14 protein-coding genes are annotated in these 13,345 nt (G+C 74.3%); 9 read left to right on the top strand and 5 right to left on the bottom strand.

Going from position 1 to position 13,345, the window contains the following annotated elements:
* Positions 1–271 precede the first annotated feature (271 nt).
* From EBN88_RS23510 to EBN88_RS23495, 4 genes are all read left to right on the top strand, one after another.
* Positions 272–1,036 carry an ABC transporter permease gene (locus EBN88_RS23510; RefSeq protein WP_122399073.1) on the top strand — a complete coding sequence of 255 codons (765 nt, stop codon included), beginning with the start codon at positions 272–274 and terminating at the stop codon, positions 1,034–1,036.
* Complete coding sequence (locus EBN88_RS23505) at positions 1,033–1,848, top strand: ABC transporter ATP-binding protein (RefSeq protein WP_122399068.1); 816 nt, start codon at positions 1,033–1,035, stop codon at positions 1,846–1,848. The genes EBN88_RS23510 and EBN88_RS23505 overlap by 4 nt, the downstream gene beginning before the upstream one ends.
* Before the next feature lie 97 nt (positions 1,849–1,945).
* The gene (locus EBN88_RS23500; protein WP_122399067.1) at positions 1,946–2,938 is read left to right on the top strand and encodes an aliphatic sulfonate ABC transporter substrate-binding protein; all 993 of its coding nucleotides are present in this window, start codon (positions 1,946–1,948) and stop codon (positions 2,936–2,938) included.
* Positions 2,939–3,021: 83 nt separating this feature from the next.
* On the top strand, positions 3,022–4,494 hold the full coding sequence (locus tag EBN88_RS23495) for a sulfatase-like hydrolase/transferase (protein ID WP_122399072.1): 1,473 nt from the start codon (positions 3,022–3,024) through the stop codon (positions 4,492–4,494).
* Between the two features lie 38 nt (positions 4,495–4,532).
* On the opposite strand, the gene EBN88_RS23490 is transcribed toward EBN88_RS23495, so the two are convergent.
* Positions 4,533–5,441, bottom strand: a complete 909-nt coding sequence (locus EBN88_RS23490; RefSeq protein WP_122399071.1) for an aminoglycoside phosphotransferase family protein — start codon at positions 5,439–5,441, stop codon at positions 4,533–4,535.
* A 289-nt stretch (positions 5,442–5,730) separates the two neighbouring features.
* Here EBN88_RS23490 and EBN88_RS23485 point away from each other — a divergent pair, with 289 nt between their 5' ends.
* On the top strand, positions 5,731–6,639 hold the full coding sequence (locus tag EBN88_RS23485) for an aminoglycoside phosphotransferase family protein (protein WP_122399066.1): 909 nt from the start codon (positions 5,731–5,733) through the stop codon (positions 6,637–6,639).
* A gap of 103 nt (positions 6,640–6,742) precedes the next feature.
* A complete protein-coding gene (locus EBN88_RS30780; protein WP_158621505.1) occupies positions 6,743–7,399 on the top strand; it encodes an aspartate/glutamate racemase family protein in 657 nt (218 codons plus the stop codon).
* Positions 7,400–7,412: 13 nt separating this feature from the next.
* Here the strand turns inward: EBN88_RS30780 and EBN88_RS23475 are convergent, their stop codons facing one another.
* Positions 7,413–7,796, bottom strand: coding sequence for a MerR family transcriptional regulator (locus EBN88_RS23475; protein WP_122399065.1), 384 nt, complete (start codon positions 7,794–7,796; stop codon positions 7,413–7,415).
* A gap of 79 nt (positions 7,797–7,875) precedes the next feature.
* Between EBN88_RS23475 and EBN88_RS23470 the strand changes: the two genes are divergently transcribed.
* Positions 7,876–9,036 carry an alkene reductase gene (locus tag EBN88_RS23470; RefSeq protein WP_122399064.1) on the top strand — a complete coding sequence of 387 codons (1,161 nt, stop codon included), beginning with the start codon at positions 7,876–7,878 and terminating at the stop codon, positions 9,034–9,036.
* Positions 9,037–9,298: 262 nt separating this feature from the next.
* Here EBN88_RS23470 and EBN88_RS31290 read toward each other — a convergent pair whose 3' ends face one another.
* The 3 genes from EBN88_RS31290 to EBN88_RS23460 all read right to left on the bottom strand — a co-directional run bounded on the left by EBN88_RS31290 (position 9,299) and on the right by EBN88_RS23460 (position 11,587).
* Positions 9,299–10,783 (bottom strand): YhjD/YihY/BrkB family envelope integrity protein, encoded by a 1,485-nt coding sequence (locus tag EBN88_RS31290; RefSeq protein WP_199742456.1) that lies wholly within the window; start codon positions 10,781–10,783, stop codon positions 9,299–9,301.
* Positions 10,780–10,950, bottom strand: a complete 171-nt coding sequence (locus EBN88_RS30775; RefSeq protein ID WP_158621503.1) for a hypothetical protein — start codon at positions 10,948–10,950, stop codon at positions 10,780–10,782. Before EBN88_RS30775 ends, EBN88_RS31290 begins: the two co-directional genes overlap by 4 nt.
* An 85-nt stretch (positions 10,951–11,035) precedes the next feature.
* The gene (locus EBN88_RS23460) at positions 11,036–11,587 is read right to left on the bottom strand and encodes an Asp23/Gls24 family envelope stress response protein (protein WP_122399063.1); all 552 of its coding nucleotides are present in this window, start codon (positions 11,585–11,587) and stop codon (positions 11,036–11,038) included.
* Between the two features lie 287 nt (positions 11,588–11,874).
* Here EBN88_RS23460 and EBN88_RS23455 point away from each other — a divergent pair, with 287 nt between their 5' ends.
* Together EBN88_RS23455 and EBN88_RS23450 are read left to right on the top strand one after the other, a co-directional pair.
* On the top strand, positions 11,875–12,462 hold the full coding sequence (locus EBN88_RS23455; RefSeq protein WP_407703454.1) for an RNA polymerase sigma factor: 588 nt from the start codon (positions 11,875–11,877) through the stop codon (positions 12,460–12,462).
* Complete coding sequence (locus EBN88_RS23450; protein ID WP_122399070.1) at positions 12,453–13,181, top strand: hypothetical protein; 729 nt, start codon at positions 12,453–12,455, stop codon at positions 13,179–13,181. The genes EBN88_RS23455 and EBN88_RS23450 overlap by 10 nt, the downstream gene beginning before the upstream one ends.
* Positions 13,182–13,345 lie beyond the last annotated feature (164 nt).

Here is a 13,345-nt window from a genome sequence, read left to right as displayed (position 1 = left end):
CGGAAGTGCCGCTCGGCGAGGCGGCGTTGTCGGCGATCGGGTCCGGCGGCGTGGCCGGCGCCGCCTCGGGCGCGGGAGCGCCGCTCGATGGACCGGCCGTGCCGGCCCCGCGCGGAGCGTCGGTTCCGGGGCCCGTCCCCGGCAGGACTCCCGCTCCCGCCGGCCAGGCGTCCCCCGCCGGCAGGGCGTCGGTGACGTGGTGAGCCGGATACCCGACCCCGCCGCCCCCGGCGGGGCCGTCGCCACCCGGGGCGCCGCGCCCGCGGAACCCGTGGCGCCGCGCACCCGGCTCCGTCTCCGCGGCGTGCTGCTCAACCTCGTCGCTCTCGTCCTCGGCCTCGGACTCTGGTCCCTGCTGGCCGCCGCCAACGTCGAGAGCCTGCCGGGGCCGCCCGAAGTCGGCCGCCGCTTCGGCGAGTTGGCCTCCGACGGAACCCTCGCCGAGGACGCGCTGGCCAGCCTGCGCCGCGTCTTCGTCGGCTTCGCGCTGGGCACCGTCGCCGCCGTCCCGGTCGGCTTCCTGATGGGCTGGTACGCCGTCGCCCGTGGCCTGTTGGAGCCCTGGGTGCAGTTCTTCCGCACCATCCCGCCGCTCGCGCTGATCCCGCTCGCCGTCGTGTTGATGGGCATCGACGAGACGCCCAAGATCTTCGTGATCTTCCTGGCCGCGTTCCTCTCCAGCGTGGTGGCGACGCTCCAGGGCGTGGTGGACGTCGACCGCACCCTGATCAACGCCGCACGGGTGCTGGGCGCGCGGGACCACACCATCTTTCTGCGGGTGGTCATCCCGGCCTCGACCCCGTTCATCCTGGTCGGGATGCGGATCGGCCTCGGCTCCGCCTGGGCGACCCTGGTGGCGGCCGAACTGATCGCCGCCCAGGAGGGGTTGGGTTTCCGGATGCAACAGGCCCAGCTCTACTACGACCTGCCCACCATCTTCGTGGGGCTGATCTGCATCGGCGTGCTCGGCCTGCTGATGGACCGGCTGTTGCTGTTCGCCGAGCGTCGCCTCACCGGATGGCAGGAACGCCGATGAACGCCCCCGTGAACATCGCCAAGCCCACGGCGACCCCCCGGATCTCGTTCCGCGAGGTCAGCAGGACCTACCCGTTGGGCCGCGAGACGCTCACCGCGCTGGACCGGGTCTCGCTCGACATCGCCGACCGCGAGTTCGTCACCGTCGTCGGACCGTCCGGCTGCGGCAAGTCGACCCTGCTCGGCATGGCCGCCGGGCTGGTCGAACCCACCGGCGGGCGCGTGCTGTTGGACGGCGCGCCCGTCACCGGGCCAGGACCGGACCGGGGCGTGATCTTCCAGCAGTACGCGCTCTTCCCCTGGCTGACGGTGCGCGGGAACGTCGAGTTCGGCCTGCGGCTGAAGCGGCTCGACGCCCGGGAGCGCCGGGAGCGCGCCGAGCGGGCCATCGCGCTGGTGGGCCTGAGCGAGTTCGCCGACGCGCTGCCCCGCACGCTCTCCGGCGGGATGAAGCAACGCTGCGCCATCGCCCGCGCCTACGCCGTCGATCCCCAGGTGCTGTTGATGGACGAGCCGTTCGGCGCGCTGGACGCGCTGACCCGGGTCCAGCTCCAGGACCAGTTGCTGGACACCTGGGGCCGGCTCAGGCGCACCGTGCTGTTCGTCACCCACGACGTGGACGAGGCGGTCTGTCTGGCCAGCCGGGTCGTGGTGATGGCCGCCCGGCCCGGCCGCGTCCACCGGGTCATCGACGTCGACCTGCCCTATCCGCGCACTGAGGAGGCCCGGCTCTCCCCGGAGTTCGCCGCGCTGCGCAACGAGGTCTGGCACGCCGTCTACCACCAGCCTCCCGCGCCCCACCCCCCGGCCTGAGCCGGCCGCGCGCGCTCCCGTTCCCCCCGAGAACCCCAACCCCGAACACCGAAGCACCGAAGCACCGAAGCACCGAAGCCCCGAAGGAAGCCCCGCCATGCGCGCACCCCGTCGAGTAACCGTCGCCGTCACCACGCTGCTGCTGCTCGCGGCCACCGCCACCGCCTGCGGCGGGGAGGACGAGTCCGGCGGCGGCTCCAACTCCGCCGACCGGATCAGGTTCGGCTACATCAGCGACTACAACGGCGCCAGCCCGCTGGCCGTCGCCGACGAGCAGGACCTGTGGGAGAAGTACGAACTCGCCCCGGAGACCACGGTGTTCACCAACGGCCCCATCCAGATCCAGGCGTTGGGCTCCGGCGACCTCGACTTCGGCTACATCGGCCCGGGCGCCATGTGGCTGCCGGCCAGCGACCGGGCCGAGGTGATCGCGATCAACACCCTCGCCTACGCCGACCGGGTGATCGCCCAGCCCGGCATCGGCTCCGTCGCCGACCTGGCCGGCCGGAAGGTCGGCGTCCCCGAGGGCACATCCGGCGAGATGGTGCTGGGCCTGGCGCTGCGCGAGGCAGGGATGACCACAGACGACATCGAGGTGGTGCCGATGGACCCGGCCACCGTGGTCTCCGCGTTCGCCTCCGGACAGATCGACGCCGCCGGCATCTGGTACCCGCTGATCGACACCATCAAGGAGCAGGTGCCCGAGCTGGTGGAGGTCGCCAGCACCCGCGACTTCCCCGACGACTCCTTCCCGACGGCGTTCGTCGCCGGCAACGACGTGGACGAGGACGTCACCACCCGCGTCGTGCGGCTGCTCCAGGAGGCCAACGACTGGCGCGCCGCGCACCCCGACGAGACCGTCGAACTCACGGCCGAGCTGCTGGAGATCTCGCCCGAGGCGGTGGCCGCCGACGCCGCCAACATCGAACTGCTCACCACCGACGAGCTGTTGGCCGCCACCGAGGACGGCACGGCCGGGCAGTGGCTGGACGGCCTTGCCGAGTTCTTCGTGGAGACCGGCAAGTTGGAGTCCGTGCCGGCCTGGGACGGCTACTACAACGCCGAGCGCTATGTCGAGGCCGCCCGATGAACGCGCGCCGGAACGCCGCCGGCCCGCACACCCCGGGCGCCGCCACTCGCCCGATGAACGCGGGCTCGCACAGCGTCCCGCCGATGAACGTTCTCTTTCTCATGACCGACCAGCACCGGGTCGACACGCTCGGCTGCTACGGCAACCCCACCGTCGCCACCCCGCACCTGGACCGGCTGGCCGCCTCCGGCACCCGCTTCGACCGCTTCTACACCCCGACCGCGATCTGTACCCCCGCCCGCGCCAGCCTGCTCACCGGGCAGGCCCCGTTCCGCCACCGGCTGCTGGCCAACCAGGAGCGGAACGTCGGCTATCTGGAGGACCTCTCCGACGACGTCTTCACCTTCCCCGCCGCCCTCGCCGAGCGCGGCTACCAGCTCGGGCTCGTCGGCAAGTGGCACGGCGGGACCGAGCGCAACGCCGCCTCCTACGGGTTCCAGGGCCCCGACCTGCCCGGCTGGCACAATCCGGTCGACCACTCCGACTACCTCGCCTACCTGGCCGAACGCGGCCTGCCCGGCTACCGGATCAGCGAGCCGATCCGGGGCACCACTCCCAACGGCAACCCGGGCAACCTGCTGGCCGCCCGCCTCCACCAGCCGGTCGAGGCGACGTTCGAGCACTACCTGGCCACCCGCGCCATCGAGATGCTGGAGCGGTTCGCGGCCGACGGGCGCCCGTTCTACCTGGCCACCCACTTCTTCGGCCCGCACCTGCCCTATCTGCTGCCCGACGCCTACTTCGACCGCTACGAACCGGACCGGGTCCACCTGCCGCCCTCGGTCGCCGAGACCTTCGAGGGCAAGCCGCCGGTGCAGCGCAACTACAGCGCCCACTGGACGTTCGACACCCTCCCGACCGAGGTCAGCCGCAAGCTGATCGCCGTCTACTGGGGCTATGTCACCCTCATCGACGAGCAGATCGGGCGCGTCCTGACGCGGATGGACGAGCTGGGACTCGCCGATGAGACCTCGGTGTTCTTCACGGCCGACCACGGCGAGTTCACCGGCGCCCACCGGCTCCACGACAAGGGGCCGGCCATGTATGAAGATATCTACCGAATCCCCGGCATCCTCCGGGTCCCGGGCGCCCCGCCGCAGACGCGGAACGAGCTGGTCAGCCTCACCGACTGCACCGCCACCATCCTGGAGCTGGCCGGCGCCGACCCGGCCCCGGCCGTCGACAGCCGCTCCCTGCTGCCCCTGGCGCGCGGCGAACACCCGGACTGGCCCGGGGAGTTGCTCGCCGAGTTCCACGGGCACCACTTCCCCTACCCGCAGCGCATGATCCTCGACGGCCGCTACAAGCTGGTCGTCAACCCCGAGTCGGTCAACGAGCTGTACGACCTCCAGACCGACCCGCACGAGCTGACCAACCGCTATGAGGACCCCCAACTACGCGATGAACGAAGGCGGTTGACCAGGCGGCTCTACGACCTGCTGCGGGAGCGCGGCGACAACTTCCACCACTGGATGACCCCGATGTACGACATCGGGGAGCTGGACCACGACCCCACCCTCAGCGCCTTCGAACCCGAGGGCCCGGCCGCCCCCTGACCGGCCGGCCGCCACCCGAGGGCTCACGCCCGACCCGTTCACGCCCCCCGCCGGTGGTCGGCGAGCACCTCGCCGATCACATGGCGGGCGTTGCCGGCCAGAGCCGGATTGGTGATCCGGTAGTAGGGCAGCTGGATCAACGCGACCGACAGCGCCCAGGCCCGCCCCCGCAGCCAGGTCGCCTCGTCCGCGCCCACGGCCTCGCGGAAGGCGCCGCGCGCCCCGGCGGGCAGCAGGTTCCAGGCCACCAGCAGGTCGACGGTCGGGTCGCCCACCCCGACGGCGCCGAAGTCGATCACCGCGCTCAGCCGGCCGTCGTCGCTCACCAGCACGTTCCCCGGCGAGATGTCGCCGTGCAGCCAACGGTCGGGGCCGTCGTACGCCGGCAGCGTCAGCGCCTCCTCCCACACCGCCGTCGCCGCCGCCACGTCCAACGACTCGGCGCCGGGCGGCAGTTCGACCAGCTGCCGCAGCGCGTCCCGGGTGCCGTCGTCCCGTTCCGCCAACGGCACCCCACGGCTCGCGCGCCGCGCCCCGGGCTGCGGCTCAACCGACCGCAACGCCCGCACAAAAGCCCCCAACTCGGCGGCCAGTCGCTCCGGTTCGACCACCCGGCCGACCTCCGGATTGCGCCCGGCCAGCCAGCGGTGCACCGACCACCGCAGCGGATAGCCCTCGGCCGGCCCGCCCACCTCCAGCGGAACGGGAACGGCCACCGGCAGATGTGGCGCCAGCAGCGCCGGCCACCGCGCCTCCGCCCCAACCGTCTCGTCGGCCCAGGGGGTTCGCGGCAGCCGCACCGCCAGGGCCTCGCCCAGCCGGAACATCGCGTTGTCCGTGCCCGACGACGCCACCCGCCGGACCGGCAGCCCGGCCCAGCGCGGGAACTGCCCCGCGACCAGCCGCGCCACCAGCCCCTCGTCGATATCCAGCTCGTCCTCGTGCATCCTGACGCTTCCCGCGCCCGGCTCGCTCCGCGTGCCGGGCGTGCTGCTCTTCGGCCCCATCGGCCCATCGACTCCGTGCTGTTGATCGTTTCGGCTCGGTCCCCGCCGCCCCATCCGAACGCCGGCGCCGCCCGCTGTCCACCGGTTTTCGGACGGCCCAGGGCGGGCTTTCGGGGAGGCCCCGACCGGCGAGGGAACGGAAACCGTTGGACAGCGGGCCGTCCGACTCGCTTGGATCGGCCGTCGCGCCCCGGGGAGCCGTCCGACGGGCGAGGAGGGAACCGCACCCGTGTCATCCGCACCACCCGAAACCCCCACCGTGGACTCCGCGTTGGCCCGCCGGCTGCTGGCCGGAGCGTTCCCCCGGTGGGCCGAGCTGCCCCTGAGGCCGGTCCTGCCCGGCGGCTCCGACCACCTGATCTACCGGCTCGGCGACGACCTCTCCGTGCGCTTCCCCCGGGGCACCTGGTCAGCGGGACAGGCCCGCAAGGAGGCCCGCTGGCTGCCGCTGATCGCGCCCCGGCTGCCGCTCCCGGTGCCCGAACCCGTCGCCGTCGGCGAGCCCGCGCTCGGCTACCCCTGGCACTGGTCCGTCAGCCGCTGGCTGGACGGCGAGCAGGCCACGCCCGAGGCCCTGGCCGACCCCGAGGAGAGCGCCCGCCAGCTGGGCGCTTTCCTCGTCGCGCTCCACCGGCTGCCGCCGGCCGAGACGCTGCTCCCCGGACACGACCAACGGGAGCTGGCCATCGGCACGTTGGCCGCCAGGGATGCCGCGACCCGCGGGGCGATCGCCGCCGTCGGCGACACCATCAGCGACTCCTTCGGCGCGGACGCGCTCACCGAGCTGTGGGACGCGGCGCTGACCGCGCCCGCCTGGCAGGGGCCGCCTGCCTGGGTGCACGGCGACTTCCACGTCGGGAACCTGCTGGTCACCGACGGCCGGATCAGCGCGGTGATCGACTTCGGCGGCCTGGGCCTGGGCGACCCGGCGGCCGATCTGGTCGTCGCCTGGACCCTGATGACGGCCGAGACCCGGCCGCACTTCCGCGCCGCCAGCGGCCTGGACGACGCCACCTGGCTGCGCGGCCGTGGCTGGGCGCTGGCCACCGGCCTCAACGCCTACCACAGCTACGCCGCCACCCGCCCGGACGTGGCGCGCGCCACCACCCGGCAGATCATCCAGGCGCTGCGCGGCTGACCGGCCGCCGGCCGCCGGGCCGTTCAGCCCAGCCGGGGGTGCTGTCGGTCACGGGGGCCACGGTAGGGGCCGGGGCCCCAGGGGCTGGCGATAGGCTCGCGGCGTGATCGGCTTCCTGCACACCGCGCCCACGCACACCGCCACCTTCCAGGGGATTCTCGACGAGGTGGCGCCCGGCGTCCCGGCGACCCACCTGGTGAACGAGGCGCCGCTGGCCCGGGTGCGGGAACATGGCCCCGACCCAACCGTCGTCGCCCAGGTGCGCGAGGGGCTGGAACAACTCGCGGCGCGCGGCGCCGAGTTGATCGTCTGCACCTGTTCCAGCCTGGCCGGCCTCGCGGAGTCCCTCGGGCCCCGGGCGGGCGGGCCGCTGCCCGTTCCCGTGCTTCGCGTCGACCGCCCGATGGCCGAGGCGGCCGTGCGGGCCGGCCGCCGCATCGGCGTCGTCACCGCCACCGCCTCCAGCGTCGAACCGACCAACGCCCTGCTCACGGAGTGCGCGCGGGCGGCCGGCCGCGAGGTCGAACTGCTCCCGGCGCCCTGCCTGGACGCCTGGGACCTGTTCACGGCGGGCGATCTCGACGGCTACGCGCGCCGGATCGCCGACCACGCGCGGCGACTGGCCGCCGAGGTCGACGTGGTGGTGCTGGCCCAGGCGTCCATGACGCCGGCCGTGGCGCTGCTGGGCGACCTGCCGGTGCCGGTGCTGACCACGCCGAGGCCGGCCGTCGAGGAGGCGGTGCGCCGCGTCGGCGGCTGAGCCGACCACGCCGTCACGCGCCGGCCGCCGAGACCTCGCCTGCGCCGGCGGCGGCGTCGATCACCTGGTCCAACACCTCGCGCGTTGACTCCAGTTGCGCGATCATCCGGTCCAGCCTCGCCCGTTCCACCGCCAGATCGGCCAACAGCCAGGGCGTGGCCACCTCCGATGGGCCACCGTCCTCGTCCCTGACGCAGGGCAACAACTCCACGATCTTGGCGCTGCACAGCCCGGCGGCGAACAGCTCCTGTACCCGGATGACCCGGTCCACCGCCCGTTCCGGATAGCGGCGCTGCCCGCCCGGGGTGCGCTCCGCCGCGAGCAGCCCCTGTTGCTCGTAGTAGCGCAGCGAACGCTCGCTGACACCGGTACGCCGGGCCAACTCGCCGATTCCCATGCGCCGTCGGGGATCTCCCGCGTATGAACCGGCGGCCGGACTTGAACCTGACACCGGTGTCACCTCCTACCGTCCCGGCATGACGAACACCACCACGAACACCACGCTCCTGAGCCCCTATTCCCCGCGCCACTCCCCGGGCGGAATCACCCTGCCCAACCGCCTGGTCATGGCCCCGATGACCCGCTACCGGGGCACCGAGGACGGCCGCCCCCAGCCGATCGTCACGACCTACTACGCCCAGCGCGCGAGCGCCGGGCTGATCGTCACCGAGGGGCTGTGGCCCAGCGCCAGGGGCCAGAGCGGCTGGCGGATACCCGGACTCGCCACCGCCGAACACGCCGCCGCCTGGCGCGCCGTGACCGACGCCGTGCACGCGGCCGGCGGCCGGATCTTCGCCCAGCTGATGCACGGCGGTCGGCTCGGCCACCCCGAGGGCCGCGTCGACGGCAGCGTTCCCGCCGGGCCATCCGTCGTCACCGCCCCCGAACGCATCGTGCTGCGCGACGGCAGCCGCCAACCCGCCGCGCGACCACGGGAGATGACCGAGGACGACATCGACCTCGCCATCGCCGACCATGTGGCCGCCGCCCAACTCGCCGTCGGGCCGGCCGGGTTCGACGGGGTGGAGATCCACGGCGCCAACAGCTACCTGTCGCACCAGTTCCTCGCCGACAACACCAACCTGCGCACCGACCGCTGGGGCGGCTCGCCGGAGAACCGACGCCGCTTCCCGCTGCGGCTGGTCCGCGCGGTCGCCGACGCGGTGGGCGGCGCACGCGTCGCGCTGCGCCTCTCGCCGGGCAACCCGCAGTTCGGGATGGTCGAGTCCGACCCGGGCGCGGTCTACCGGCCGCTGGTCGAGGCGCTCAACGAACTGGGCCTGGCCTATCTGCACGTGACCGACAACGACCGCTACCCGGCGCTGGCCGATCTCCGCCCGCGCTGGTCGGGAACGCTGGTCGCCAACGTCGGCGAGAACGGCCCGCCCACCACCCGCGAGCAGGGCGAGGCCCTGGTCTCGTCCGGCCGCGCCGACCTCGTCTCCTACGGCCGGGCGTTCCTGGCCAACCCCGACCTGCCCCTCCGCTTCGCGACCGGCGCGCCCTTGAACGAGGTCGACCCTACGCACCTGTACGGCTGGGGGCCGGAGGGCTACACGGACTACCCGCCGCTGAACGCCTCCGGCGCGGTTGCCTCCGGCGGGGTTGCCTCCGGCGGAGTTGTCTCCGGCGGTTAGGGGAGGGCGCGACGCGGCTGGCGCGAGGGTGGCGGTGCCTGGGCGCGGGGTCGGGTGCTTGGGGTGAGAGCACGGGGGATCGCGCCCTGCGGGCGGCCCAGGGGCCGAAGACCGCTGCCAGTCACGGGCACGATCCGTGCTCGCGGCTCCGGATGTGCCGGCGCCTCCGGCGAGAGCGACGGCGGGTTCTTCCCTCCGGGGGGCGCGGTGGCGCGGCCGGAGGCGCGTGGCCTCCGGCCCGCCTGCGGTTGTCGGGGGCGGGTCAACGGATGGCGGCGGATGGCGGCCGGTCGACCGGGGCCTCCGGCGGGAACGGGGGCGGGGGAGCGTGACCGGGAGGCGGCGGCACGGCCGGCCAGCGGGGCGCTAACGGCAGCGGGTTGACCGGTGGCGGGCTGGCGGGCTCCGCGCTCGAACCGGGCGTCGCCGGCCGGCGGCCACCCGCCTCGCCTCCGTTCGCGAAGGGCGGGTGGTTCGGCATCGGGGGAACGCCGGGCGGGGCGCTCGTCGGGTGCGCCTTCGACGGGGTCCGCCCGCCGTCCACCGCCGGCCCCGCGACCCCGTGACCGTTGACCTCGCCGGCGCCGGTGCCGGCGGCGGGCATCCCGTCGGCCCCCGGCGATCCGTTCGGTCCGGCCGTTCCGGGCACGCTGCCGGGGCTGGCTGGGCTGAACGGGTTGGGCGTTCCGGAGTCCCCGTCCGCGCCGTCCGCGCCGGTGGTCTCCACCGGCCTGGTGTCCGCGCCGTGCGCACCACGCACTCCGCCCGTGCCGGGCTGATCGCCTGCGGCTCTCACCGCCTCGGCGGCGGCCTCGGCGGCGGTCGGGCCGCCGGCGGTCTCCTCTGGCCCCGCGCCGGCGGCGGCCGTCTCCCCCGGCTCCAGCCGGGCGAGTTCCGCGTTGAACTGGGCGCCGGAGAGGAGGGCCAGGTTGGAGACCCAGAGCCAGACCAGGAAGACCACGATCCCGGCGAGCGAGCCGTAGAGCCGGTTGTACGTCGGCACATGCGACGCGTACAGCGCGAACCCCGCCGAGGCGACCAGCCACAGCAGCACCGCCAACGCCCCGCCGGGCAACGCCCGCTGTGGCGCGCGGGAGGACTCGGGGCCGGTGCGGAAGACCACCATCACCAGCATCGCGACCAGCGCCACCAGCAGCGGCCACTTGAAGACCGTCCACGCCGTGCTGCCGCCCTCGCCCAGGTCCAGCACCCGGCCGATGGCCCGCACCGCCTCGCTGGTGAGTATCAGCACCGCCGCGCTGGCCACCAGCAGGCCCAGCAGCCCGAGCGCCGTCAGCGTCGTGCGCGGGATGGCCCGGATCGGCGGCCTGCGGTCGGCCACGCCGTGCATCGCGTGCAGCACCCGGCGGAAGATGCTCAGGTAGTTGTACGCGGCCAGCACCGCGCTGGCCACGCCCACCACGATCAACACCCAGGCGGCGGAACGCTGTTCGGTGACGTCGGTCAGGGCGGTGTAGACGTCCTTGCGGGAGTTGGCGGGAACGAGCGCGGAGACGTGGCCGATCAGCTCGGGCCCGGCCGCCGGGTGGGCCATCCCGATCAGCGAGAGCGCGACGAAGAGGGTGGGGAAGACGGCCAGCACGGAGTAGTAGGTGAGGGCGGCGGCCCAGTGGTCGATGTCGTCCCGCCACAGCGAAACGGGGGTGCGCCGGAGGGCCACCCACCAGCGGCGGCCCCCGGTGCGTTCCGCCCGTTCGTCCTCAGCTCGACTCGCCCGCTGGTTCACCTGGTCGCAGCCTCCACCACCTGGGCCAGCCAGATGGCCAGCCCCGCACACATCGCGGTCAGCGCCGGCAGGCGCCGTTGGGACCAGTGTCCCCGCTCGCCGGCCCCGCCTCGACCACCGGTCTCCCGGCGGCCTCGTCGACCGCTCTCACCACGCGTTTCCGCCATGAACCGCTCCCTGCCCTCGATCCGCTGTCCCACGCCCACGGTCACCCGTCGGCGGTCACTTGTCGGCCCGCCGGGGCCGGGGTGCTCACTGCACCCGGGGCTCGTCCTCGGGCAGGTCCTCGTCGGGCAGCCGAACATCGACGATCGCGATGTTGACCTCGATCACCTCAAGTCCGGTCATCCGTTCCACGGCGGCGATCACGTTCTCCCTGACCTCGCGCGCCAACTCGCTGATCGGGACGCCGTACTCCACCATCACGTCCAGGTCGATCGCGGTCTGCCGCTGGCCGACCTCGACCTTGACGCCGCGCGATACCTGGGCCCGGCCGCCGGGAACGCGGTCCCGCACGGCGCCCAGGGTGCGGGAGAGGGTGCCGCCGAGGGCGTGCACGCCGGGCACCTCGCGGGCGGCCATTCCGGCGATCTTCTCCACCACCCCGCCGGCGATGGAGGTGCGGCCCCTGGTCTGGGCCGGCTCCTGGGCGCCGGGGGCGCCCTCGCTCACGGTGGTCTCGCTCTCGCGCTGCCCGCCGCCCGCCTGCTGCTGGCGGGGCAGCCGCTCCTCCGGCTGGTTCGCCGGCTCCCGCTTGTCCCGGGTGGCGTCAGCGGCGCTGTGGGAGGCTGTCCTGGTTGCCATGGCCTGCCTGCCTTTCGTCGGTTCGCCGCGACCGACTGTCCGGTCGCGCTCACGCCTGGTAGGACACCGGAGTACCGGAAACGTCACGCACGTTCTTCGGGACCGCCGTGTTTCGGCCATGGTGCGCCCCCGGACGCTTCGGGTAAAGCCGGGCACGAGGCGGCGTGACGTGCCAGTGAGGAGCAGGGGTGGCGATCGAGGCGGACGACCCGTGGGCCGGAGCCGAGGCGGAACGGCTCGACGCGGAACGGGGCGAGGCGGAACGGGGCGAGGCGGCGGACGGAGACGTGGGCGAGGACGCGGTGGACGAGGACGCGGTGGACGACGACGCGCTGTTGGTGGCCCGGGCCAGGGAGGGCGACGAGGCGGCCTTCGAGGCGCTGGTCCACCGCCATGGCCCGGTGCTGCTGCGGCTCGCCGGGCAGCTGCTCGGCGGGCGCGCGGGGGCCGGCGGCTCGGCGGACGCCGAGGACGCGGTGCAGGACGCGTTCGTCAGCGCGTGGCGGCGGCTGCCGGAGTTCCGGGGCGAGGCCGCGTTCCGCAGCTGGATGTACCGGATCGTCACCAATCGCTGTCTCAATCTGCTCCGTGCCCGTCGCCCCACCGCCCCGCTGGAGGCGGTCGCCGAGCCGGCGGCGCCCGAGGCGCGGGCCTCCCCGGCGCGCACGGTGGAGAACCTGGCGGCGGTGCGCGCGCTGCGCGAGGCGCTGGGCGGGCTCTCCCCGGAGCAGCGGGCGTGCTGGGTGCTGCGGGAGTTCCACGGGCTCGCTTACCAGGAGATAGCACGGGCGGTCGGCATCACCCAACAGGCCGTTCGGGGACGGCTCTTCAGAGCCAGGCGTTACCTGATGGAGGCGATGGAAGCATGGCGCTAGAGGGAGCGGGCGCCCCCGGCGGCGACGAGGAACGCGGCAACCCGGCGCGCGGCAGCCGGGAACGCGACGGTCGGGAACGCGGCGACCACGGACGTGAGGGGGAACGCGCGCCCGAGGAGGAGGTGCTGGCCTGCGGCCGGTCGTTGGCCGGGCTGTGGGAGGCGTGGGACGAGGGCAGGGCCGGGACCGATCCGCATGTCCGCGACTGCCCCTCCTGCCGCGCCGCGCTCGCCGAGCTGCGGGCGCTGGGCGAGGTGGTCGCGGCCACCCGCGCTGAGGAGGAACGGGCTCCCGAGGCGGGCGGGTTGGCCTCCCGGGTGACCACGCGGGTGATGGAGATCGTCCGGCTCGAACTGCGGCCCGGGCGCACGTTGCCGCTGGGCGAGCCGAACGAGGACGCCTGGATCGTGGAGGCCGCCGTCGCCCGGGTCTTCCGGGAGGCGGTCGAGGAGTTGGACGCGGTGCGGGTGGGCAGCTGCCGGATCGCGCCGGTCGGGCGGGCCGCGCCGGGGGAACGACCGCCGCGCGGCCCGGTGGCGGTGCGGATCGAGGTGGTGGCTGGGCTGCGGTGGACGGTGCCGGAGCTGGCCGAGGCGGTGCGGGGGCGCCTGGCGGTCGCGGCCGACGAGGAGTTGGGCCTGGAGGTGCGCACGGTGGACGTGCATGTGCTGGATCTGACGGACACGCTGCCCGGTGCCACGAGGCGGCGACTCCGGTGAGCGGCGACGGCACGCGGGACGGCGGCAACCGGGACGGCGGGGCGCGCGGCGGCGGGGTGCGCGGCGAGAGCGTGGGCGCCGCGCGCGAGCGGCTGCGCGAGGTGGTCGGGTTCGCGGTGCGCCGGGTCCCGGGGGTGGCGTTCCCCGCCTCGGGCATCGCGGGG

It is taken from the genome of Streptomyces triticirhizae (assembly GCF_003696235.1).
Lineage (GTDB): Bacteria > Actinomycetota > Actinomycetes > Streptomycetales > Streptomycetaceae > Streptomyces > Streptomyces triticirhizae.
Note: the sequence above shows the minus strand (reverse complement) of the source record. Positions and strands in the feature narration are given on the sequence as shown.

Excerpts from the sequence above, each read along its gene's own strand:
- EBN88_RS23450 (WP_122399070.1), top strand. The coding sequence starts at position 12,453 with ATGGCGCTAGAGGGAGCGGGCGCCCCCGGCGGCGACGAGGAACGCGGC.
- EBN88_RS23500 (WP_122399067.1), top strand. The coding sequence starts at position 1,946 with ATGCGCGCACCCCGTCGAGTAACCGTCGCCGTCACCACGCTGCTGCTG.
- EBN88_RS23490 (WP_122399071.1), bottom strand. The coding sequence starts at position 5,441 with ATGCACGAGGACGAGCTGGATATCGACGAGGGGCTGGTGGCGCGGCTG.
- EBN88_RS23495 (WP_122399072.1), top strand. The coding sequence starts at position 3,022 with ATGAACGTTCTCTTTCTCATGACCGACCAGCACCGGGTCGACACGCTC.
- EBN88_RS30775 (WP_158621503.1), bottom strand. The coding sequence starts at position 10,950 with ATGGCGGAAACGCGTGGTGAGAGCGGTCGACGAGGCCGCCGGGAGACC.
- EBN88_RS23460 (WP_122399063.1), bottom strand. The coding sequence starts at position 11,587 with ATGGCAACCAGGACAGCCTCCCACAGCGCCGCTGACGCCACCCGGGAC.
- EBN88_RS23475 (WP_122399065.1), bottom strand. The coding sequence starts at position 7,796 with ATGGGAATCGGCGAGTTGGCCCGGCGTACCGGTGTCAGCGAGCGTTCG.
- EBN88_RS23470 (WP_122399064.1), top strand. The coding sequence starts at position 7,876 with ATGACGAACACCACCACGAACACCACGCTCCTGAGCCCCTATTCCCCG.
- EBN88_RS23505 (WP_122399068.1), top strand. The coding sequence starts at position 1,033 with ATGAACGCCCCCGTGAACATCGCCAAGCCCACGGCGACCCCCCGGATC.